Source organism: Rickettsia endosymbiont of Gonocerus acuteangulatus, from assembly GCF_964026435.1.
Lineage (GTDB): Bacteria > Pseudomonadota > Alphaproteobacteria > Rickettsiales > Rickettsiaceae > Rickettsia.
Genome location: NZ_OZ032147.1, coordinates 1 through 19358 on the forward strand (window position 1 = coordinate 1; position 19358 = coordinate 19358).

Genomic DNA, 19358 nt, shown 5'->3' on the forward strand with positions numbered 1-19358 from the left:
TGACATTAATTTCCAATCCTATTAAAATATTAGATAATAAACCACCAATTTGGCTAATGCGACAAGCTGGTAGATATTTGCCTGAATATATGGCAGTAAGAAAAGAGGTGAAAAATTTCTTAGAGTTTTGTTATGATGTAGATAAAGCAACAAAAGTAACACTACAACCGATAAAACGTTTTGGCTTTGATGCAGCGATAATTTTTTCTGATATATTAGTATTGCCTCATGCTCTTGGTTGGGAAGTAGATTTTAAAGAAAATATTGGACCGGTACTAAAGCAATTTAAATCAAAAGAAGATTTTAAATATTTACAAGATAATTCAAATGATAAATTAGAAAAAGTATATGAAATAGTAAAAAAAGTAAGGAAAGAATTACCTAAATCTACTTCTCTAATAGGTTTCGCAGGTAGTCCTTGGACAGTAATGACTTACATGTTAGAAGGAAAAGGTAAACAAGACTTTAGAGTTAGCAAAAAATTTATTTATGAAAATGAAGAATTAGCAAAAGAATTACTTAATTTTATTACAGAAAAAACAATTCATCATCTTATAAATCAAATAAAATCAGGTGCAAATATAGTAAAAATCTTTGATTCATGGGCTGGTATTTTACCAGAAGAAGAATTTAAAAAATTTGTAATAGAACCAACGAAGAAAATAATAAAGAGTATAAAGGGAACTTTTCCTGATATTCCTATTATTACTTTTCCTAAAGGTGCAGGGCTTTTATATGAAAAATTTTTAGAAGAAGTACAAATGGATGTTTTAGCTATTGACCCGTTAATATCGCTTGAGAAAATGAAATTGTGGAGTAATAAAGTAATAGTGCAGGGTAATTTAGATCCAGTAATATTGCTTACTAATAAAAAAATAATAAAAGAAAAAGTTCATAAAATTTTATCAGTAATGGGAAATAAGAATTTTATTTTCAATCTAGGTCATGGTATTTTACCCGAAACACCACCAGAAAATGTAGAATTTTTAGTAAAATGCATTAGGGAATATGAATATAAATAAAAAGAAAATAGCAATAGTACTTTTCAATTTGGGTGGTCCAGATAGTCTTAAATCAGTGAAGCCATTCCTATTTAATTTGTTTTATGATAAAGCTATTATTAATCTACCTAACCCGTTACGTTATATTATTGCTAAATTAATATCTACAACGAGAGAAAAGAAATCTCAAAAAATATATTCTCTAATAGGGGGTAAATCGCCTTTACTTGAAGAAACAGAAAAACAAAAATTAGCATTGGCAGAAAATTTAAAACAAGCTACCAATGAAGATTTTAATATTTTTATAAATATGCGTTATGCCCCGCCGCAAATAGAAGAAACAATTGAGAAAATAAAGGAATATAATCCTACAGAGGTGATATTATTACCTTTATACCCTCAATTCTCAATAACAACAACTGGTTCATCGGTAAAGAATTTTTTAAATAACTTTGATCTTAATATACCGGTTAAAGTTGTTTGTTGTTATCCAGTAGAAGAAAATTTTGTAAAGGCTCATGTTGCTTTAATAAAAGAAAAGATATTTGATAAAAACTCTAGAGTATTATTTTCAGCTCATGGTTTGCCTAAAAAAATAATAGATGCAGGAGATCCTTATAGTTTTCAGGTAGAAGAAACAGTAAAAGCAGTAGTTAAAGAGTTAAATATAAAAGATTTAGATTATAAAGTAACTTATCAAAGTAGAGTAGGACCTGTAGAATGGTTAAAGCCAAATACAGAAGATGAAATAGAAATAGCAGGGAAGCAAAATAAAAATATAATAATTGTGCCTATAGCTTTCGTTTCTGAACATGTAGAAACACTAGTTGAGCTTGATATTGAATATAAATTAATTGCAGACAAGTATAAAATAAAATATAATAGACCCCCAACGCTTAGCATAAACAAAATTTTTATTAAAAGTTTGACAAGTACTTTATTAAAATTTATTAATAAAAAAGAGGGTGATTTTTTAGTAGCTAGTAGTAATAGTGAAAGAATATGTCCTGATAAATTTAGTAAATGTTTGTGCTTTACCTCATTCCCGCCTACGCAGGAATCCAGTAAATAAAAAATTATAAAAATAAGGATAGAAAATGGCAAATTACTACCTATGGTTTAAATCAATTCATCTAATTTCTGCAATATGCTGGATGGTTGGATTATTATATTTACCAAGAATATATGTTTACCATACTAAGGTCAAAGTAGGTAGTGAAACAGATAAAACTTTCCAAATAATGGAATTAAAGCTTCTTAGGTTCATCATGAATCCCGCAATGATTAGCACCTTTATATTTGGTTTAATAAACGCTTATATTTATGGATTTGCTGCCCTTGATGCTTGGTTTCACGTTAAGATGTTTGCTGTATTAATTTTAGTAATATTTCATGGTTTACTTGCAAGATGGCGAAAAGATTTTGCCATTGGCAAAAACGTTCACTCTGAAAAATTTTATCGCATTGTCAACGAAATCCCTACCATTTGCATGATTGTTGCGGTAATTATGGTTATAGTAAAACCTTTTGACTGATATAGTAATAGTAAACTGATTTGAACGTATGTATCACGTTGTTTTCTTAGTCTCTTATCTTTTTAAAAAATTCTTTCATTAATAAGGCAGAATCTTCAGCAAAAATTCCGCTATATATTTCCGGTTGGTGGAAGCAAGCTTTACTATTAAAATATCTCAAATTACTCTCAACTGCTCCATGTTTTGAATCAGAAGCACCATAAAATAAGCGTCTTAGTCTGCTATGAGCGATAGCTGCCGCACACATGGCACAAGGCTCTAAAGTAACGTATATATCGTAATTGCTTAAATTTTTAGAAGATATAATTTTACATGCTTCATTAATTGCAATAATTTCAGCATGATAAAGAGCATTATTTTTTTCTTCAGTATTGTTATAACTTTTAGCTATAATTTTCTGATTTTCTCTATCTACAATAACTGCTCCGACTGGTACTTCATTTTTGCTAAAAGCAAGTTCTGCTTGTTTTAAAGCTTCTTGCATGAAAAAATTATCAAAATTCATCTGACAATATATTCACGATAATTGACATGCTCTTCCACCCCATAAGGGTCTTGGTGGATTATTATTTCAGAGTCAGGGAATTCTTGTAGTATGTCAAAGGCAATTTCATCGCTAATTTCATGAGCATTATAAAGCGACATATTGCCATCCATTTCCAAATGACATTGTATAAAAGCTTTTTGGGCGGCATATCTAGTCTTCATTTCATGTACACCTTTCACTCCGCGATGCTTATTAATTATCGATATAATTTTTTGCCTGTCTTGCTCCGGTAATTCTTGATCGACTAAGTTTTTAAAGGCTTTTTGAAATAAAGAATAAGAAGTTTTAAATATGTATAATGAAATAACTACCCCAAATAAAGAATCAATGAACCAAAAACGATCGCTTAAATTTATAGAAATTATTACTATAATATTAGTCAGCAAATCCGTAAAATAATGTAGCTTATCGGCTTTAACTATTTCTGAACCTGTTTTTTTAATTACGTAAGTTTGATAAAGTACTAAAATAATTGTTAAAAATATACATATGTACATTATTGTTGTACCGTCGCTAATATTTTCTAGCTGTGTTTTTTCAAATAAAGATTTGACGGAAGAAAAACCAACGAAAAAAACTGAAGCAAAAAAGAAGATTGATTGTGAGAAAATAGTTAAATCCTGTATTTTCTCATGACCGAATCGATGTTCGTGATCGGACGGCTGTAAAGCAAATCGTAAAGCTATTAAATTGATAAAAGAAGAAGTTATATCAAGCATTGAGTCAATCAAAGAAGCGAGTATTGATTGCGAATCAGTCACAAACCAAGCATATATTTTTACGCTTAAAATAATTAATGCCGTAGTAACTGATAAGTAAGATGCCGATTTTATTAATAAATTCCGACTATTAACGTCCATAAATAATATTTCTAATTCCTTTTAGTAGTTTAACAAAGAAAATATAAAATTCAATTAGAATTAGGTTTATACTTTACAAAATTCCAAAAACCGTATAATTAGTTATATATAGTACTTTAAAATGAGAAATCATATGAAAATAATATCTAAAATTATTGTTATATTACTTGCAGCTTCAATGTTGCAAGCATGCCAAGGTCCGGGCGGCATGAATAAGCAAGGTAGCGGTACGCTAATCGGTGGAACAACCGGTGCATTACTCGGTTCTCAATTTGGTGGTGGTACAGGGCGTCTTGCTGCAGTAGGAGCAGGTGCATTACTTGGTGCAATCCTTGGTAACCAAATTGGTGCAGGTATGGATGAACAAGATAGAAAACTTGCAGAGCTTACCTCCCAAAGAGCTTTAGAAGCTGCACCAAGTGGTAGCAGTGTACAATGGCGTAATCCTGATAATGGTAATTATGGTACTGTAACACCAAGCAAAGCTTATAAAAACAATACCGGTCAATATTGCCGTGAATATACCCAAACAGTTGTAGTAGGTGGAAAACAACAAAAAGCTTATGGTACTGCTTGCCGTCAACCTGATGGACAATGGCAAGTTGTTAATTAAGTCCTAATGTCATTCCCGCGTAGGCGGGAATCCAGAAAAAAGTATAAATACAGCAAGCTTTTAAAGTTAAAAGCTCGATTTATCTCGCTTTATGCCTGGATTCCCGCCTACGCGGGAATGACATTATACTTACTCATAGGAGCAACCAATGACTTTTGAAATAACAAGTACGGCGTTTAAGCATAACGAGCGTATTCCTGATAAATTTACTTGTAAAGGTCAGAATATTTCTCCACATTTAGAGTGGAGCGGCTTCCCTTCAAATACTAAATCTTTTGTTTTAATTATGGATGACCCAGATGCTCCGGTAGAATTAGCACCGCCGCACGGCATATGGGATCATTGGATAATCTACAATATTCCGGTCTCTATAACGCAGCTCCAAGAAGGGCAAATAAATGATGATATTAAAGTTTTAAATAATGGCTGGAAAGAAAAGAAATATGGTGGTCCATGCCCGCCAGCAGGTAAGCCTCATCGGTATTTTTTCAAGCTATATGCTTTAAATGATTATCTTGAGCTTGAAGAAAATGCTAGCAAGCAGGATTTAGTACTAGCTTTGCAAAAGCATTTATTAGGTCAGGCGGAGCTGATAGGTATTTACTCGGCGTAAATGGGTATCCAATGGTCATTGCGAGGAAATTACGAAGTAATTGTACGTACGCAATCTCAGTAGTTTATTTACTAAGATTACCACGTCGCCTACGACTCCTCGTAATGACGAGAAAAATAATTAATGCAATAACATCGAACAAATCACGGGATGACAGGAGTAAACTGGTCCATGCAGCCCATAATAGAATTTCATAACGTATCTAAAAAATTCGGTAATAAATTACCAATAAATAATGTTAGTTTTACAGTCAAAAAAAATAATATCACTACTTTAATAGGACCAAACGGAGCAGGTAAAACTACTATAGTTAGGTTAATGCTTGGGCTTGAAAAACCAACAAGTGGCGAGGTTATAATTAATCCTAAATTAAAGATCGGTTATGTGCCGCAAAAATTTAACCTAAGTTCTGATTTGCCAATCACAGTCAAGAAGTTCTTAGACTTACTAGCACCAAATAATATTACTAATGATATTAAAGAAATCCACTCATTTATTGATTTAGAACGTTTAAAAGATCAGGAGATTTCTACGCTTTCAGGCGGACAGTTTCAAAAGATAGTTCTTGCGTCCTCTTTGCTTAGCAAACCCGATCTAATTATTTTAGATGAGCCACTACAATCTTTAGATGTTACAAGCCAGCAAGAGTTTTATCAGCTTATTAGTTTAACCCGTAAGAAGTTAGATATTACTGTTTTTATGATTTCACATGATTTATTTACAGTAATTAAAAATTCTGACCAAGTAATATGCTTGAATGGTCATATATGTTGCACTGGAACTCCAAATGCTATAACTCCAAACTCTGATTTCTCAAATGCCCTTTCCTCTCTAGGGTTTTATACTCACCACCATGATCATAAGCATTAATTTATCATCTGTATATTTTTTATATTAATTAAATTTATCATATTTTGTTCCATGAGCCACGTTGATCTTGAGTAAAACAGTCTATATTGTTTTCCTGTTCAGTAATTTGGCTTATTTTTAAACTCAGCTTTTTTAAATCTTCCGTTAAATCGGTTATTATAATTATTCTTTTAAAATCACTGATATATTCTTTAGCTTGTAAAATTTTCTCTATATTATTTGGTGAAATAATAATAAGCACGCTAGCGTTATTGGGATTTTGTAGTGTATCAGTAATGTAAATAGGCTGTTTTTCAGGTTGCGGGTCAACTTTACTGCCGTGAGGGATAAATTGCTTGCGGGAATAAGTCCAAAGATTTTTATTTAGCATTTCTTGCTGCTCTGCATCAACAGTAAGTACAATGCTCTTAAGATCAGAATAATAACATTTCTCTATCAAAAGAAAAATTGCTTTCAGCAGTAATTCATCACTCGTTTGATAAATACTAAATTGCTGCATAAAAACCTTAATATTATTCTTATGAGAAAAAATTTAAGTGGTACGGATGAAGGGACTTGAACCCCCACGCCTTGCGGCACAAGAACCTAAATCTTGCATGTCTACCAGTTCCATCACATCCGCATATATTCAGATAGAACTTCAAAAATTGGCTAAGTCGTCTTATTAAGTACCCACGTATTAAGTATACGCTTCGTTCCTCGTCTTATAGACTCCTTGCTCTTTTTGAAGTTGATCTTCGTCTACTTGTTTTTATTAAACTTCAAAAATTGGCTGTATCGTTCAATTTTGCTTTAATGTCATTCCCGCATAGGCGGGAATCCAATAACATTTAATAATTCCATCAAAAAATTATAATACACATCGTATAATTTTTGTAAATCGCTAAATTTGGTATATTCGTTTATTTTATGTGCAGTGTCTGATAATAAACCGAATTCTACTAAGGGGCAATAATTTTTAACAAATCTTGCATCGGATGTACCGCCGCTTGTAGAAAAATTTGGTTTTATATTAAGAGTTTTTTCTACTATTGTAGCAAATTCTTTTATCTTATCATTAGGATTTTGAATAAAACTATCGGCAGAGCTATTATATTCTAGCTTATAATCTACTTTATACTTTTGGCAGTGTTGTTTAATAATTTCTTCTACTTGTTTTGCTAGAGTTTCTGCACTATGCAAGTTATTAAAACGTATATTAAAATATGCAGTTGCTGTTTCGGGAATCACATTTGTAGTATTATTACCAACGTCAATATTTGTTACTTCAAGGTTTGAACTTTGAAAAAATTCAGTACCTTCATCAAGCTTAATATTTGTTAGTTCGTTTAATACTCTAATTAAGCAAGGTAATGGATTATTTGCTTTTTGCGGATAAGCTACATGCCCACCTGAACCTTTTACAGCCAACTTAAAATTAATACTTCCTCTTCTGCCAATTTTAATTGTGTCCCCTATCTCTTTTTCGCAAGTAGGTTCACCAACAATAGCAAAATCAATTTCGTGTCTTTGATTATATATATATTGTAGCATCTCCTTAGTGCCATGCTTTGCTTTTCCCTCTTCATCGCTAGTAAGTAAAAAGCTAATAGAGCCTACAAAATCGGTATTATTTTTTATGAAGTCTAAGCTAGCTGCTAAAAAACATGCAATTGACCCTTTCATATCAACCGCCCCTCTACCATATATTTTTTCGTCCTGCTCATGAGCTTTGAAAGGATTAAAATCATGCCAAAGGTTAGGATCACCAGTAGGAACTACATCAACATGCCCAACAAAGCAAATATTAGGTTTACTATAGCCATAAACAGCATAAAGATTAGTAACTTGCTCGGTCTCACCAAAAATTTTTACCTCGGTCTTAAAGCCGTGTTCTTTAAGCAAATCGTCAATATATTCAATAGCTCCGTTACTCTGGGGAGTTAGAGATTCAAAACTAATTAAGTTTTTTAGGTAGGTAGTGTGCATTAAAGTTATTTTTGACTATCTAGTTATTGCTAAAATCTTTTTACCAAGTAGTATGATTTTTTCTATAACAATCTTTTTGGTTAGTAGGAATAATATTTTTAGTATCTCTATATGCAGAGCCAACTAAATTATAATTATTATTCTTTACTTCTTTTAAGTCTATCCTCTCAAAACTAAATTCAAACATATCAATTTTTGAATTTTCAACAACTTTTTTGAAATTGGAAGAATTATTTTTTCTTTTTTTGTTGTTTGAGGTGGTACTAGTATTTTTTTTCATAAAACCAATAGTATCTTTGGTAATTAGGTTTATGTGCGTCAGTGAAATAAAGTATGTAAGGTTTTACTCTTGTATAAGGTAAAAAATATGGTAGTAGAATAACGGCTTGTAATCTTGCTTTTGATAATAAAAATTGACGAACGCCAGAAATATCTTTTCTAAATAAAAAACCTTCAGGTATTACCAAAGCCATTCTACCGCCTTCTTTTAAATTTTGAAGACAATGCAGGGCACAAGCGGCAGTACCGTTATTTTTAGCAATATTATTATAATAAAGAGGTGTAATCATGCTAAAATACGGCATATTAGTAACAACTACGTCAAATTTTAATTGTTGGTTTGTCTTGGAGCTGATGTAGCAAGGACTTCTTAGACTATCTACTTGTTTGATTTCACTATATCCATCGTCACCTTGTAAAACAGTATTCATTTTTGCAATTCTAGCAGTTTTAGTTATTTCTCTCCCATATAACGTATTATGCCTTAGTTTTTCTAAATCTTCATCAGTATTAATTATATTATTTTCTTTGATATATTTAAAAGCTTCTGTTAAAAACCCTCCACTGCCACAAAAAGGATCATATACTGTTTCACCAAATTTAGGGTCTACATAATTGATCGTAAGCTTTATTATATTTTTAGGAGTGAAATATTCACCCAAATAATCACAGGTTGATCTAGTTTTTTCTAAAAAATACTCAAATGCATCACCTTTTATGTCTGTATCTATTGTGGATAAAATAAGAGGATCAATTGCATCGATAATATGGCGTAGAGTACTAGAATTGCTTAGAGAGATAGGTGTAAAAACGTCGCCACCATATTTATTCTTAATTTGTTCTATAACATGTCCGTTAATGTAACCGATAATATCGTCATCTGATTGAGTTTTAATACTATTCCACCAAGTTTTTTCATTATTCTCACTTAGTAATTTCAGGAATAATATATTTGCAAATTCGCTAAATCTTTCTATCCCTGCTCGAAGCCCCTCGCTTCTTAAAAGGTTATTTAAGTTTTTAAATACGGATATTAATTCTTCACCTGAGACTTTGACTTCTTTAGGTATAGTCCAAGCTTCGTGCTTATTTACGTCTACAAAAGCTAATAATTCTTTTTCACGCAGTAATTCTTTTACTTCATCGTCGTTTAATATAAGCTCTTTATTGTTAGCGACAAAACGAGCTTCACAATAAGCTCCGTTCATTGCGAATACTATAGGAATATCAAGCAATTTTGCATATTCTGCTGCTTGCTCTAAAGCTTGAGTTAAATCCTTACCTGCTTTCTTTGCTTCTATTATTGCAATAGGTCTATCAGTGTTACTTTCATATAAAATATAATCTGGTCGTTTTCCTTTTAACTTAGTTTGTTCTGTTTTCAACTTAGGCTTTTGAAAATAAACATTTTTTTTAACATCATTATCTATATGCCAACCTTTATTTACTAGGTTGTTACTGATAATCCACTCAGTTTGTTGTTCTGCTAGCATAAAATTTAATACTAAAATATCTTAATTAATAATTATATATTCCTATATATATTCGTACAAGACTATAATATTACTTAAGCATAAAAGCAACTTTTCTCCTATTTATAAGAATAAATTACTATTAAAAACGGCTTTGTTCGGAAGGGTAATAAAAAAGGAAGGGTAGTATGTAGAGAATACCATATAATATTCTGGAATAGATAAGTTATCAAAACTTACGCTATGTTATAGCAAATATGCTAAAAACTCTTATTACACAGCAATGTTTTATAGTGAAGCACTTCATAATATCCCTTAATTCATGGGCATTATATCAAACATAGCGTAAGTTTTGTTATAAATTAAAAATGCCATACAAAGAAAGAACAAAAACAGGTTTGCCAAGAAAAATAGATAAACCGAGATATAAAATAACCAATTGGTCACAATGAAAATGCAAGGACTAAGTAGAACAAAACCTATAAATTTTCTGCCCAAATTTCATTGGGGGTTTTATAACCAAAAATCTTTCTTGGCATGTTATTTAAAATCTCAGCAACATTGTCAAGACCTCTTTGTGTAACGGTAGTAATATCTGTATTTTTAGGTAAAATTCTATGAATCATAGAATTCATTTTTTCCACTAATGCTTTTTGTCTAGGGCGGTATGGATCACAAAAGAAAGTTTGAAACCCAGATAGTCTATAGGCAACATGCCCCACAAACTCTTTGCCATTATCCATAGTAATAGTCTTTCTCACACTATTTGGAAGAGTTTTTATCTTTCTTAAAAAACCATTGGTAACTGTTGTAGCTCTCTTGGAGTTATTCAGCACTAAAATAATCTTTTAACTCTTTTTATCCACCAGTGCACCAATATTCATACTTTGATTACCTTTATGAAATGTAAGATCTGCCTCAAAATTCCCTACTTCTACCTTTTTCGTAGCTATTGCATCACGCTGATGTATTGAGATCCTTTGTGGTATAATGATCCTTTGACGCCTCTTCCCTCTTTCTTGCCTTTTATATCTTTTAGAAGGTAAATAGCTATATAACTTTAATTTAGCTGCTACTACAGAAGTGTAAACAAATCTATATATACTTTCTGTACTGATACACAAAGCTGTATTTTTGTCTAGTTTTAACTTTCCGGCTATAGCATCCGGCGACCATTTCTTGCGAATCATAGCATTTTTAATATAATCTAACAACATAGGGTTCTTTTCTATTTTTAATAACTCTTGCTGATACATCCTGTTTTCATATTTTTCCTGAGCAACACAAGGCATATACTTATCTTTTACCTTATTTCTTTTTAGCTCCATACTAATAGTGCTTTTAGACATGAAAATACTATAAGTAAGTAGAACAAAACTTATTTAAAATAATAAGATTTTAAATAGGTAATGATGAACAGAAAATATAGACACTTATCTCGAGAAGAGAGATATGAGCTAAAAAGAATGTATGACCTAGGAGTCAGTATTAATAAGATATAGCATAAATCATTAAGATACTGACAATTTAATAGTATTAAAAACAGCATCATAAAATGTTTCAAAATCTCCTACAACTTTCCTAATTTCATTTTTTATCTTAAACCAGTAATGCTCTATAGGATTTAAATCAGGAGAGTAAGTTGGTAAATACAATATGGTACAACCAACGGATTCAATTAACTCTTTAACTTTAGAATTTTTATGAAAATTAATGTTATCCATAATAACGGTTTGCCCAGGTTGTAATTCTGTAATTAATACATCCCTAATATAAGTTTTAAAGACCTCTGTATTACAATTACCTTCAAATATTACAGGAGCAATAAGATTACCATTACAAAGACCAGCTATCATACCAAAACTTACGCTATGAGTAAAAAAGTGATAAATTATTGTAAAAATAATTAAACATGTCAAAGAGGATAAAGTTGCAAGCAATACCAATTAATAGGACAGATTATTGTCAATTTTTAATAGTTAGCCAAAAGAATTATAGTTTAACCTACTACGCTGAACATGCAAAGAAATGTAGTCATGATGTTATTAATAGATTTTTAAGGAATGAAAAATATACACCTTCTTTGTTATGGGAACACATCAAGAATGATGTTATTTTTTTCATCTAATGGATATACAATATTTGATGATACGGTTTTAAATAAAAGGAATATGAAGCAAATAGAAATTGCAAGATCGCAGTACAGTGGAGCTACAGGTAGAGTTACTAAAGGTATAGGAGTAGTGAGTCTGGTATATTATAACCCTGATATTAATAAGTTTTGGGTAATAGATTATCGAATTTTTACACCTGATCATGATGGAGCAACAAAACTAGAACACCTATTAAACATGTTAAATAATGCTGTTTATAGCAAGAAGATTCCTTTTCAAACAGTACTTTTTGACACATGGTATTCTACACACAAAATTATGCAACATGTTGACTCTCTGGGGAAATATTATTATGCCCCTATTAAAGCCAATAGAAACGTTAGTAAAACGCACGATTCTAAACATTATAAAGCTGTAAAAGAGTTGACATTTTCAGATGAAGAGATCAGGCATGGAGTAGAGATTCATATAAAAGGCTTTGCTAAAAATAAGCATGTTAATTTGTTTAAATTTACTGTTTCTACCAATAGAGTTGAGTATGTTGTTACCAATAACAAAACTCAAAAATCTTCTAAAGCTGCACAAGATGAGTGTGGCTTTCGATGGGTAATTGAGAGCATGCACAGAGAAATTAAGCAACTTACTGGGATAGAACGTTGTCAATGCAGGAAACAGCGTATTCAACGTAATCATATTAGTTGGGCATTTTTAGTTTGGGCATTTCTCAAAAGGACTGCAAATACAATCGGTAAAACGGTTTACCAAATAAAGTTAGGGCTTTTAGATGACTATATGCAACAACAGCTGCGTTCTCCATCTTTACGATATTTAGAACCAAACATAGCGTAAGTTTTGTCATATCTCTCTTCGCGAGATAAGTGTCTATATTTTCTGTTCATCATTACCTATTTAAAATCTTATTATTTTAAATAAGTTTTGTTCTACTTACTTATAGTATTTTCAAATTACTTTAGCAAAAGAAATGATGGCTAATAAAGAGCCTTTAGAAACGATTATAAAAATAACGAAGTTACCTAAAGAAGAGATTGAAAAGCTAAAATAATTAATTAGATATCAAATATGCCGTGGCTCGCCACGGCGTCCAGTAATTTAAATTAAAAAGGCATTTTAAAACCTGGCGGCAAACTCATACCACTTAAAGCACCTGACATAGAATTCTGTGAATCTTCATCACATTTCTGTTTTGCATCGTTAAAAGCGACTTTAATTAAATCCTCTAACATCTCTTTTTCTTCTTCTTTTAGTAGAGATGCATCTATTGAAACCTTTTCGACCTCACCTTTGCCTGTTGCTATAATTTCTACAAGCCCACCTCCTGCTTTACCAGTATATCTAGTATTTGCCATTTGCTTTTGTGCTTCTTGCATTTTTTTCTGCATTGTTTGAGCTTGTTTTAAAAATTGATTAAAGTTTACCATAATTTTATCCTTTAATTTTTAAGTAGAATATCCATGATTTTTGCATCAGGAAAATGTTTTTTTACTAAACTAAAACCATCACCTGATTCAATTTTATCTATTAATTGACTTTTTAAGGTCGTTTGTTGCTGCTCTTTTAATATTATAATTTTGATTTTTTCATTACTAAAAGCAAACAATAAATTTTCTATTTGTTTCTTTATTTTGCTTGTTATCTCAGAACTCACAATTTCTAATTTATTATCATAAAAATTTTTAAGCTCTATACTGTTCAATAAAAAATAATATATTTCTATTTCATTATTTTCATAAAGATACTTAAGAAAATCTACAATTTCAAATTTTTTTTTTATTTCTTCAGTAGATGGCTGCTTTACATTTCTATTATCGCTCGGTGAATCATCCAATGGCAACGAGGCTGAATATATTGATTTTATAATCAACATTTCAGTTTCAATAAGTTGATTATAAGAAATTTTGATTTCCGCTACCCCTTTACTATATATTTGCCATAAAATTGATAAATGCGGGAAACTAATTTTACTCAAAATATTTTTAATTCTATCATTAAATGACTCATATAACGGCATACTATAGCTAGGCAACATTTTCACCTTATTAAGATAAGCTATAAATTCTGATACTGATTCTATAAATGTTTCAAGATTAACTGAAGAAGAATAAAGCTTATTTATTAGAGAAATACTATTTGCGATATCTCTATTAACTATATACTCACTAAATTCTAGTATAACATTATTGTCGACAAGCCTAAGCATCTGATTAATCGCTTGTCTTGTAATCATACTATCAGATTTAGCGGATAAACTAGCTGCCTGATCTAGAATAGATACCGCATCACGAGCAGAACCTTCTGATTTATAAGCTATTACTCTTAAAGCTTCTATATCTGTTTTTAGATTTTCTTCTTTAACTATATACTCAAGTAGTTTAAAAATTTCTTCAAAGCTAAGACGTTTTAAATCATATCTTTGACATCTTGAAATAATCGTTGCTGGGATTTTCTGCACTTCGGTTGTTGCAAAAATAAATATCACATGTGGAGGCGGCTCTTCTAAAGTTTTAAGAAGTGCATTAAAAGCACCTTTAGAAAGCATATGCACTTCATCAATAATAAATATTTTATACTTCCCTTGCAGCGGTTTATACTCAGCTGACTCTATGATTCTACGTATATCATCAACGCTAGTTTTACTTGCCGCATCGATTTCAATTATATCAGGGTGATTATAGTTGTTGAAACTAACGCAATTTACGCATTGCTCACATGTCTTAATATTATTATCTTCAGTAATCAAAGCAGAGCAGTTTACCGCTTTAGCAATAATACGAGCGGACGTAGTTTTACCGACTCCCCTAATACCTGTTAAAAGATACCCACCCGCTAGGCGATTATTGAGGATAGTGTAACTTAAGACTTTTACAAGTACCTCTTGCCCATGCAGCTCAGCAAAGCTACTTGGACGATATTTCCTAGCAAAAGGGATATATTGATTATTTGAATTTATATCGGTCACGATTTAAATTTTAGAAGAGTGGTTAATGTCATTCTTGCGTGGATCAATTTTACCACTGTCATCCCGTGGCTTGTCCACGGGATCCAGTTTTTTTATTGTCTCCCCGTGACTTGATCACGGGGTTTCTTGTCATAAATTGCGTCTTAAGATACTGCGGTCAAGCCGCAGTATGACATTAAAATTTGTACTACTGGATATAGTTCCCAAGCCACGGGATGACACCCTGTTTATATAAAAAGTAAATGCTAGTAGTGACCCAGCGAATCCTACTCTGGCTGCTTCCTCTCGGACCTGACCAACTAAATAAGCACGATGCCCACCACTAGCATAATTAACATAGCCTTTTTAGCTAGAAGAAACAACATATTTTTTTTCTATTTCTAATTTTGTTAACCTATTAGGTGGACCAAATATTTCAGGATTTTTTAACTTAAATAAATCTTCAGCAAATTTTTGTACTTTAACTATCTTATCAAATTTAATAGTTACTACATTAGTATCCTCAAATATTTTAAGCAACTCAATTTGTTTATTGGCTTTATTTAAAGTAATTTCACTATGTCGTTCTGTTACTTTGTGATAAATATTAATCCTTGAGAACTCTTTTTCATTAACAACTGATTCAACTACAAAATCTTTGTCGAAATTTTCATTATCCTCAAGTAAAAAATTAAATATATTTTCATCCCTAGCAATACGACTTACTTGCTCCATATCATAATCATACATAGATACAAAATTTTTAGTACCTACTATAATTATAGGGAAAGGAGGGTAATAATTACATCTGAAGTTATAAGGCTTACTGATCAATAATTTTCCTTGAGATATATTACCTTTAGAATCTTCTTGTGTAAAATCTACCGCAATCGATTTCATTGTACGCAGATATGTTTTTAACTCTAAAATTGCCGCTTTATCAGCTGCTCCAAATGCCGCAATCGAATTTATGGAAAGATAAATGATAATTAAAGAAAATATTTTATTCATTTTCATTGTTTTATATTTTAAATTATGTTTAAAATACCTTAGTTATATACTTAAAACAAATAGTATTTATGAAAATTGTTGCCTTAAAAGAAAAAGTCAAGCACGAAACTCGAGTTGCTATCACACCTGAAGTAGCTAGCCTTTTGGTTAAAAAAGGCTTTGCTGTTACTGTCGAGAAAGATATAGGAGTTCATGCCGGCTTTCTTGACGAAGAATATATAGCAGTAGGTGCTAAAATATCTGCAGTACCACTCGAAATTATTTCTGATGCTGATATTATATTAAAGGTTCAGCCATCACCTGTTAGCGATAAATATAGCGAGCTTGAATTTGCGAAAAAAGGAGCTGTTATTATCGGGCTTCTCTCGCCTTATTTAAATCACGAATATATCAAAGCAGCAGCTAAAAAAAATCTGACTAGCTTTGCTATGGAGCTAGTGCCAAGAATCACCAAAGCCCAGAATATGGATGCTTTATCTTCGCAAAGCAATTTAGTAGGATATAGGGCAGTGATTGAAGCAAGCTATCATTATACCAAAGCTTTTCCGATGATGATGACAGCAGCAGGCACTGTTTCACCTTGTAAAACTCTAATACTTGGTATTGGTGTTGCAGGACTACAAGCAATTGCAACAGCAAAAAGACTTGGTAGCGTCGTTGCAGGGTATGACGTAAGATCGGCAACAAAGGAACAAGTAGAGAGCTTAGGGGCTAAATTTGTTTCGCCAGAACTGCAAGAGGATCTACAAGATAAATCAGGTTATGCTGGGGAAAGCTCTGAAAGCTATAAAGTCAAGCAAGAAGAGTTTTTAGCAAAAATCATTAAAAACTATGATATAGTTATTACTACTGCACAAATTCCTGGAAAAAAAGCACCTTTGCTTGTTACAGATAAAATGCTAGAATCAATGAATCATGGATCGATTATTGTTGATATAGCAACCACAACAGGCGGAAATGTTGAAGGCTCGGAACTCGATAAAATCATTACTAAATATGGCGTTACTATAATAGGTTTATCAAACCTTGCTGCTAAAATTGCAACTGATAGCTCAAAATTATATTCTAAGAATTTATATAATTTTTTAAATTATGCACTCCAAGACGGCAAACTTAATATGGATGATGAGTTAGTGCAGTCTATGTTGGTTACTAAGGATGGCAAAATTGTGAACGAGAAGTATACTCGATGAACTTGAAAAATTGGCTACGTCGTCTTATAAGATCTGTGGTGCTCACGTACTAAAGTGTACGCTCCGCTCCGAGGGCTTTAGACTACTTGCTCTTTTCCAAGTTGATCTTCGTATATCTCACCACATACTTAATACATAACACAACCAAAAGAGAAAATATGAATCAATTACCAATAATAGCTAAGCAAGCTAGTGAAATTGCCCAAAATACCCAAGAACTATCAGATAAATTAAAAGATTTAGTGATAGATGGCAGCTCGCAAGTTGCAGCTTCTACTATTGATCCTTTAGTGTTTGCTATAACAGTTTTTGTACTAGCTTCTTTTGTAGGCTATTATGTAGTATGGAAAGTAACACCGGCATTACACACTCCTCTTATGTCGATCACTAACGCTATTTCAGGCATTATAGTGCTAAGTTCTATGATAGCAGCAAGTAGTAGTGCTTTTGGTTTTTCTGGCTTACTAGGAATTTTTGCAACGCTGCTTGCATCTATCAATATCTTTGGCGGATTCATAGTCACAAGAAGAATGCTAGAGATGTTTAAAAAGAAGTCTTAATTTGATTTTTCATTTTGTTTTATGATCAAATAACCCAATCATAGAGCAGGCTAGTACACTGAAAATGCAGATATATAAAATAGGGAATAAGGTAAAATTATATTTTTTTATTACTAATAGACATATATAATTAGCATTACCAGACATTAGCATCGAACCTACAGTATGCCCAAAACTTATGACACGATAACGCTCTCTAACTGCAAAAGATTTAATAACTACGCTATGAGCGAGAGCATTAAACGGAGCAACTGAAGCAGCTAGCATTAAACTAGCAAAAAGCCCTAAATTGGTCATTTGATACTGCACTGCTATCGTAAAAATTATACTTGCTATAATGGTAGATATGAGGGCAGTTTTTAATACTATATTAACACGAATACGATCGGCAATAAATCCGGCGATTGGCATAAAAACAGCAAAGCATAATACTACCAATACCGAAAAGGAACTCATTATAACGCCGGTTGCAGGCAGCACAAGCGGTAAATATTGCTTCATGAAAATGATTGCAATTTGATATGTTGCTCCAAAACCTCCTGCTAAAAATATAAGAGGTAAAATATTCTTCCATTGTTTTCTGATCAAAACATTAAATTTTTGAATAGAATTATTACCACCAGCCTTTTTAAATTCAGGGGTCTCATCAAATTTCTGACGATAATAAAGAGTTACAAGCCCTAATGGTACGCTTAATAAAAATGGAATACGCCAACTCCAATCAGGAAAGATATGTGCATTAAAAAAGTTAGTTACCCCAATTCCTGATAATAATCCAATAACTCCTGTACATCTAGTGATAGCTGAAGCTGTAAATTGGTATTTTGGACCTAAATGTTCAATAACGTAAATTGCAGCACCATCATACTCACCTGCAATAAATATACCTTGCATAAAACGGCATAAAACAAGGATTATCGTACTCCAAACTCCAAGGGTAGAGTAGTCAGGTAATAACCCTATTATTAAGGTAGGGATTATAATACCGATAATCGTAAAACTAAGGGCTTTTTTTCTGCCATATTTATCACCTATACGCCCAAATGTATAAGCTCCTAGAGGCTTTGACAGATATGCAACAGCATATACAGCAAAAACATTTACAAGTTTTGTTAATTGATCCGTAGCAGGGGAGAAGAATTTTTCAGCAATAATTGCAGCAGAAAATCCGTATAGGCTGTAGTCGTAATATTCAATGATGGTACCTAAAAAAGCACCAAGTACTTTATTAGCAGGTTTTTTTTGTTTCATTTTAGAGGTGTAATGTTATTTTCGGTGTCATCCCATGGCAACTTCACTTCTGTCATCCCGTGATTTATTCACGGGATCCAGTTAAAAATACTAATATTAAAAGCTCGATTTATCTCTCTTTATGCTGGATCTAATTCCCAAGCCACTGGATGACAAATGACCGCTTTAGTCGTTACTTAAAATCCTTCAAAGACCTTTATGTAAAGGTGGACTTCATATATCTAAACTTAAATGAGTATTAGACAGGGACGATGTCCTAAAGTTAGTGGTAGTCCTAGGCTAATATTAAGCTCACGAACCAAGCAGCCAAACGTTAATATATCACTTTTCCATCTTGCGTGCAAGGCTTTCTAGATAACTTGCTATAGTGGATAAAGTTTCTGCAAATTTTTCTTCGTCTTGGGAATTTTTTTGAAGACTATTGGTCTCAATCTTATTAGCAAGATGTGTTATTTCGGATTGAGCATTAAGTAGGGCTATAACGGCTTTGTTCGGAAGGGTAATAAAAAAGGAAG

General features: G+C 32.0%; 19 protein-coding genes, 1 tRNA gene, 1 other RNA gene and 4 pseudogenes. 10 read left to right on the plus strand and 15 right to left on the minus strand.

From position 1 onward, the window contains the following. Positions 1-28 precede the first annotated feature (28 nt). From hemE to hemJ, 3 genes and pseudogenes are all read left to right on the plus strand, one after another. Positions 29-1000 (plus strand): annotated as a pseudogene (hemE, locus tag AAGD55_RS00005) (uroporphyrinogen decarboxylase); the annotation flags it as partial. A gap of 8 nt (positions 1001-1008) precedes the next feature. Continuing rightward, positions 1009-2073, plus strand: a complete 1065-nt coding sequence (hemH, locus tag AAGD55_RS00010) for a ferrochelatase (protein WP_341791658.1) — start codon at positions 1009-1011, stop codon at positions 2071-2073. 25 nt (positions 2074-2098) lie between these two features. Next, positions 2099-2536 (plus strand): protoporphyrinogen oxidase HemJ, encoded by a 438-nt coding sequence (hemJ, locus tag AAGD55_RS00015; RefSeq protein ID WP_341791659.1) that lies wholly within the window; start codon positions 2099-2101, stop codon positions 2534-2536. 46 nt (positions 2537-2582) lie between these two features. On the opposite strand, the gene AAGD55_RS00020 is transcribed toward hemJ, so the two are convergent. Beyond that, on the minus strand, positions 2583-3041 hold the full coding sequence (locus AAGD55_RS00020; RefSeq protein ID WP_341791660.1) for a nucleoside deaminase: 459 nt from the start codon (positions 3039-3041) through the stop codon (positions 2583-2585). Beyond that, complete coding sequence (locus tag AAGD55_RS00025; RefSeq protein WP_341791661.1) at positions 3038-3943, minus strand: cation diffusion facilitator family transporter; 906 nt, start codon at positions 3941-3943, stop codon at positions 3038-3040. Before AAGD55_RS00025 ends, AAGD55_RS00020 begins: the two co-directional genes overlap by 4 nt. Positions 3944-4076: 133 nt before the next feature. Between AAGD55_RS00025 and AAGD55_RS00030 the strand changes: the two genes are divergently transcribed. The 3 genes from AAGD55_RS00030 (at position 4077) to AAGD55_RS00040 (ending at position 6039) form a co-directional block, all read left to right on the plus strand. After that, entirely contained in the window at positions 4077-4556 is a 480-nt protein-coding gene (locus tag AAGD55_RS00030) for an RT0821/Lpp0805 family surface protein (RefSeq protein WP_341791662.1), read from the plus strand. A 148-nt stretch (positions 4557-4704) separates the two neighbouring features. Continuing rightward, positions 4705-5169: a YbhB/YbcL family Raf kinase inhibitor-like protein gene (locus AAGD55_RS00035; RefSeq protein ID WP_341791663.1), complete on the plus strand. Its 465-nt coding sequence runs from the start codon at positions 4705-4707 to the stop codon at positions 5167-5169. A 171-nt stretch (positions 5170-5340) separates the two neighbouring features. Next, on the plus strand, positions 5341-6039 hold the full coding sequence (locus tag AAGD55_RS00040; RefSeq protein ID WP_341791664.1) for a metal ABC transporter ATP-binding protein: 699 nt from the start codon (positions 5341-5343) through the stop codon (positions 6037-6039). A gap of 37 nt (positions 6040-6076) precedes the next feature. On the opposite strand, the gene AAGD55_RS00045 is transcribed toward AAGD55_RS00040, so the two are convergent. The 7 genes and pseudogenes from AAGD55_RS00045 to AAGD55_RS00075 all read right to left on the minus strand — a co-directional run. Then, entirely contained in the window at positions 6077-6538 is a 462-nt protein-coding gene (locus tag AAGD55_RS00045; RefSeq protein WP_341791665.1) for a DNA polymerase III subunit chi, read from the minus strand. Between the two features lie 38 nt (positions 6539-6576). After that, positions 6577-6661 (minus strand) — tRNA-Leu (locus AAGD55_RS00050). Positions 6662-6837: 176 nt separating this feature from the next. Continuing rightward, positions 6838-8007: a succinyl-diaminopimelate desuccinylase gene (gene dapE, locus AAGD55_RS00055; RefSeq protein WP_341791666.1), complete on the minus strand. Its 1170-nt coding sequence runs from the start codon at positions 8005-8007 to the stop codon at positions 6838-6840. 40 nt (positions 8008-8047) lie between these two features. Next, positions 8048-8287: a hypothetical protein gene (locus tag AAGD55_RS00060; RefSeq protein ID WP_341791667.1), complete on the minus strand. Its 240-nt coding sequence runs from the start codon at positions 8285-8287 to the stop codon at positions 8048-8050. Next, on the minus strand, positions 8271-9779 hold the full coding sequence (locus AAGD55_RS00065; protein ID WP_341791668.1) for an N-6 DNA methylase: 1509 nt from the start codon (positions 9777-9779) through the stop codon (positions 8271-8273). The genes AAGD55_RS00060 and AAGD55_RS00065 overlap by 17 nt, the downstream gene beginning before the upstream one ends. A 458-nt stretch (positions 9780-10237) precedes the next feature. Next, positions 10238-11107: pseudogene (locus AAGD55_RS00070) on the minus strand (IS30 family transposase). Between the two features lie 162 nt (positions 11108-11269). Then, positions 11270-11638, minus strand: a pseudogene (locus AAGD55_RS00075) (IS630 family transposase); the annotation flags it as partial. Positions 11639-11670: 32 nt separating this feature from the next. On the opposite strand from AAGD55_RS00075, the gene AAGD55_RS00080 reads away from it, so the two are divergent. Continuing rightward, positions 11671-11886, plus strand: coding sequence for a hypothetical protein (locus tag AAGD55_RS00080; protein WP_341790946.1), 216 nt, complete (start codon positions 11671-11673; stop codon positions 11884-11886). Then, entirely contained in the window at positions 11867-12721 is an 855-nt protein-coding gene (locus AAGD55_RS00085; RefSeq protein ID WP_341791669.1) for a transposase, read from the plus strand. The genes AAGD55_RS00080 and AAGD55_RS00085 overlap by 20 nt, the downstream gene beginning before the upstream one ends. A 266-nt stretch (positions 12722-12987) precedes the next feature. On the opposite strand, the gene AAGD55_RS00090 is transcribed toward AAGD55_RS00085, so the two are convergent. The 4 genes from AAGD55_RS00090 to AAGD55_RS00105 form a co-directional block, all read right to left on the minus strand. Next, positions 12988-13311 carry a YbaB/EbfC family nucleoid-associated protein gene (locus tag AAGD55_RS00090; RefSeq protein WP_341791670.1) on the minus strand — a complete coding sequence of 108 codons (324 nt, stop codon included), beginning with the start codon at positions 13309-13311 and terminating at the stop codon, positions 12988-12990. Positions 13312-13322: 11 nt separating this feature from the next. Beyond that, on the minus strand, positions 13323-14849 hold the full coding sequence (gene dnaX, locus AAGD55_RS00095; RefSeq protein ID WP_341791671.1) for a DNA polymerase III subunit gamma/tau: 1527 nt from the start codon (positions 14847-14849) through the stop codon (positions 13323-13325). A 237-nt stretch (positions 14850-15086) separates the two neighbouring features. Then, positions 15087-15180, minus strand: an RNA gene (gene ffs, locus AAGD55_RS00100) — signal recognition particle sRNA small type. Between the two features lie 14 nt (positions 15181-15194). Further along, entirely contained in the window at positions 15195-15839 is a 645-nt protein-coding gene (locus AAGD55_RS00105) for an outer-membrane lipoprotein carrier protein LolA (protein WP_341791672.1), read from the minus strand. A gap of 68 nt (positions 15840-15907) precedes the next feature. Here AAGD55_RS00105 and AAGD55_RS00110 point away from each other — a divergent pair, with 68 nt between their 5' ends. Both AAGD55_RS00110 and AAGD55_RS00115 read left to right on the plus strand, forming a co-directional pair. Next, on the plus strand, positions 15908-17032 hold the full coding sequence (locus AAGD55_RS00110; RefSeq protein WP_341791673.1) for an NAD(P) transhydrogenase subunit alpha: 1125 nt from the start codon (positions 15908-15910) through the stop codon (positions 17030-17032). 158 nt (positions 17033-17190) lie between these two features. Then, positions 17191-17592, plus strand: coding sequence for an NAD(P) transhydrogenase subunit alpha (locus AAGD55_RS00115; RefSeq protein WP_341791674.1), 402 nt, complete (start codon positions 17191-17193; stop codon positions 17590-17592). Positions 17593-17601: 9 nt separating this feature from the next. Here AAGD55_RS00115 and AAGD55_RS00120 read toward each other — a convergent pair whose 3' ends face one another. Together AAGD55_RS00120 and AAGD55_RS00125 are read right to left on the minus strand one after the other, a co-directional pair. Then, positions 17602-18843, minus strand: a complete 1242-nt coding sequence (locus tag AAGD55_RS00120) for an MFS transporter (RefSeq protein WP_341791675.1) — start codon at positions 18841-18843, stop codon at positions 17602-17604. 321 nt (positions 18844-19164) lie between these two features. Further along, a pseudogene (locus tag AAGD55_RS00125) lies at positions 19165-19326 on the minus strand (cell division protein ZapA); the annotation flags it as partial. Between the last annotated feature and the right edge of the window lie 32 nt (positions 19327-19358).

Coding starts and splice junctions, on each gene's coding strand:
- hemH (WP_341791658.1), top strand. CDS start 1,009: ATGAATATAAATAAAAAGAAAATAGCAATAGTACTTTTCAATTTGGGT.
- hemJ (WP_341791659.1), top strand. CDS start 2,099: ATGGCAAATTACTACCTATGGTTTAAATCAATTCATCTAATTTCTGCA.
- AAGD55_RS00020 (WP_341791660.1), bottom strand. CDS start 3,041: ATGAATTTTGATAATTTTTTCATGCAAGAAGCTTTAAAACAAGCAGAA.
- AAGD55_RS00025 (WP_341791661.1), bottom strand. CDS start 3,943: ATGGACGTTAATAGTCGGAATTTATTAATAAAATCGGCATCTTACTTA.
- AAGD55_RS00030 (WP_341791662.1), top strand. CDS start 4,077: ATGAAAATAATATCTAAAATTATTGTTATATTACTTGCAGCTTCAATG.
- AAGD55_RS00035 (WP_341791663.1), top strand. CDS start 4,705: ATGACTTTTGAAATAACAAGTACGGCGTTTAAGCATAACGAGCGTATT.
- AAGD55_RS00040 (WP_341791664.1), top strand. CDS start 5,341: ATGCAGCCCATAATAGAATTTCATAACGTATCTAAAAAATTCGGTAAT.
- AAGD55_RS00045 (WP_341791665.1), bottom strand. CDS start 6,538: ATGCAGCAATTTAGTATTTATCAAACGAGTGATGAATTACTGCTGAAA.
- dapE (WP_341791666.1), bottom strand. CDS start 8,007: ATGCACACTACCTACCTAAAAAACTTAATTAGTTTTGAATCTCTAACT.
- AAGD55_RS00060 (WP_341791667.1), bottom strand. CDS start 8,287: ATGAAAAAAAATACTAGTACCACCTCAAACAACAAAAAAAGAAAAAAT.
- AAGD55_RS00065 (WP_341791668.1), bottom strand. CDS start 9,779: ATGCTAGCAGAACAACAAACTGAGTGGATTATCAGTAACAACCTAGTA.
- AAGD55_RS00080 (WP_341790946.1), top strand. CDS start 11,671: ATGTCAAAGAGGATAAAGTTGCAAGCAATACCAATTAATAGGACAGAT.
- AAGD55_RS00085 (WP_341791669.1), top strand. CDS start 11,867: ATGTTATTTTTTTCATCTAATGGATATACAATATTTGATGATACGGTT.
- AAGD55_RS00090 (WP_341791670.1), bottom strand. CDS start 13,311: ATGGTAAACTTTAATCAATTTTTAAAACAAGCTCAAACAATGCAGAAA.
- AAGD55_RS00105 (WP_341791672.1), bottom strand. CDS start 15,839: ATGAATAAAATATTTTCTTTAATTATCATTTATCTTTCCATAAATTCG.
- AAGD55_RS00110 (WP_341791673.1), top strand. CDS start 15,908: ATGAAAATTGTTGCCTTAAAAGAAAAAGTCAAGCACGAAACTCGAGTT.
- AAGD55_RS00115 (WP_341791674.1), top strand. CDS start 17,191: ATGAATCAATTACCAATAATAGCTAAGCAAGCTAGTGAAATTGCCCAA.
- AAGD55_RS00120 (WP_341791675.1), bottom strand. CDS start 18,843: ATGAAACAAAAAAAACCTGCTAATAAAGTACTTGGTGCTTTTTTAGGT.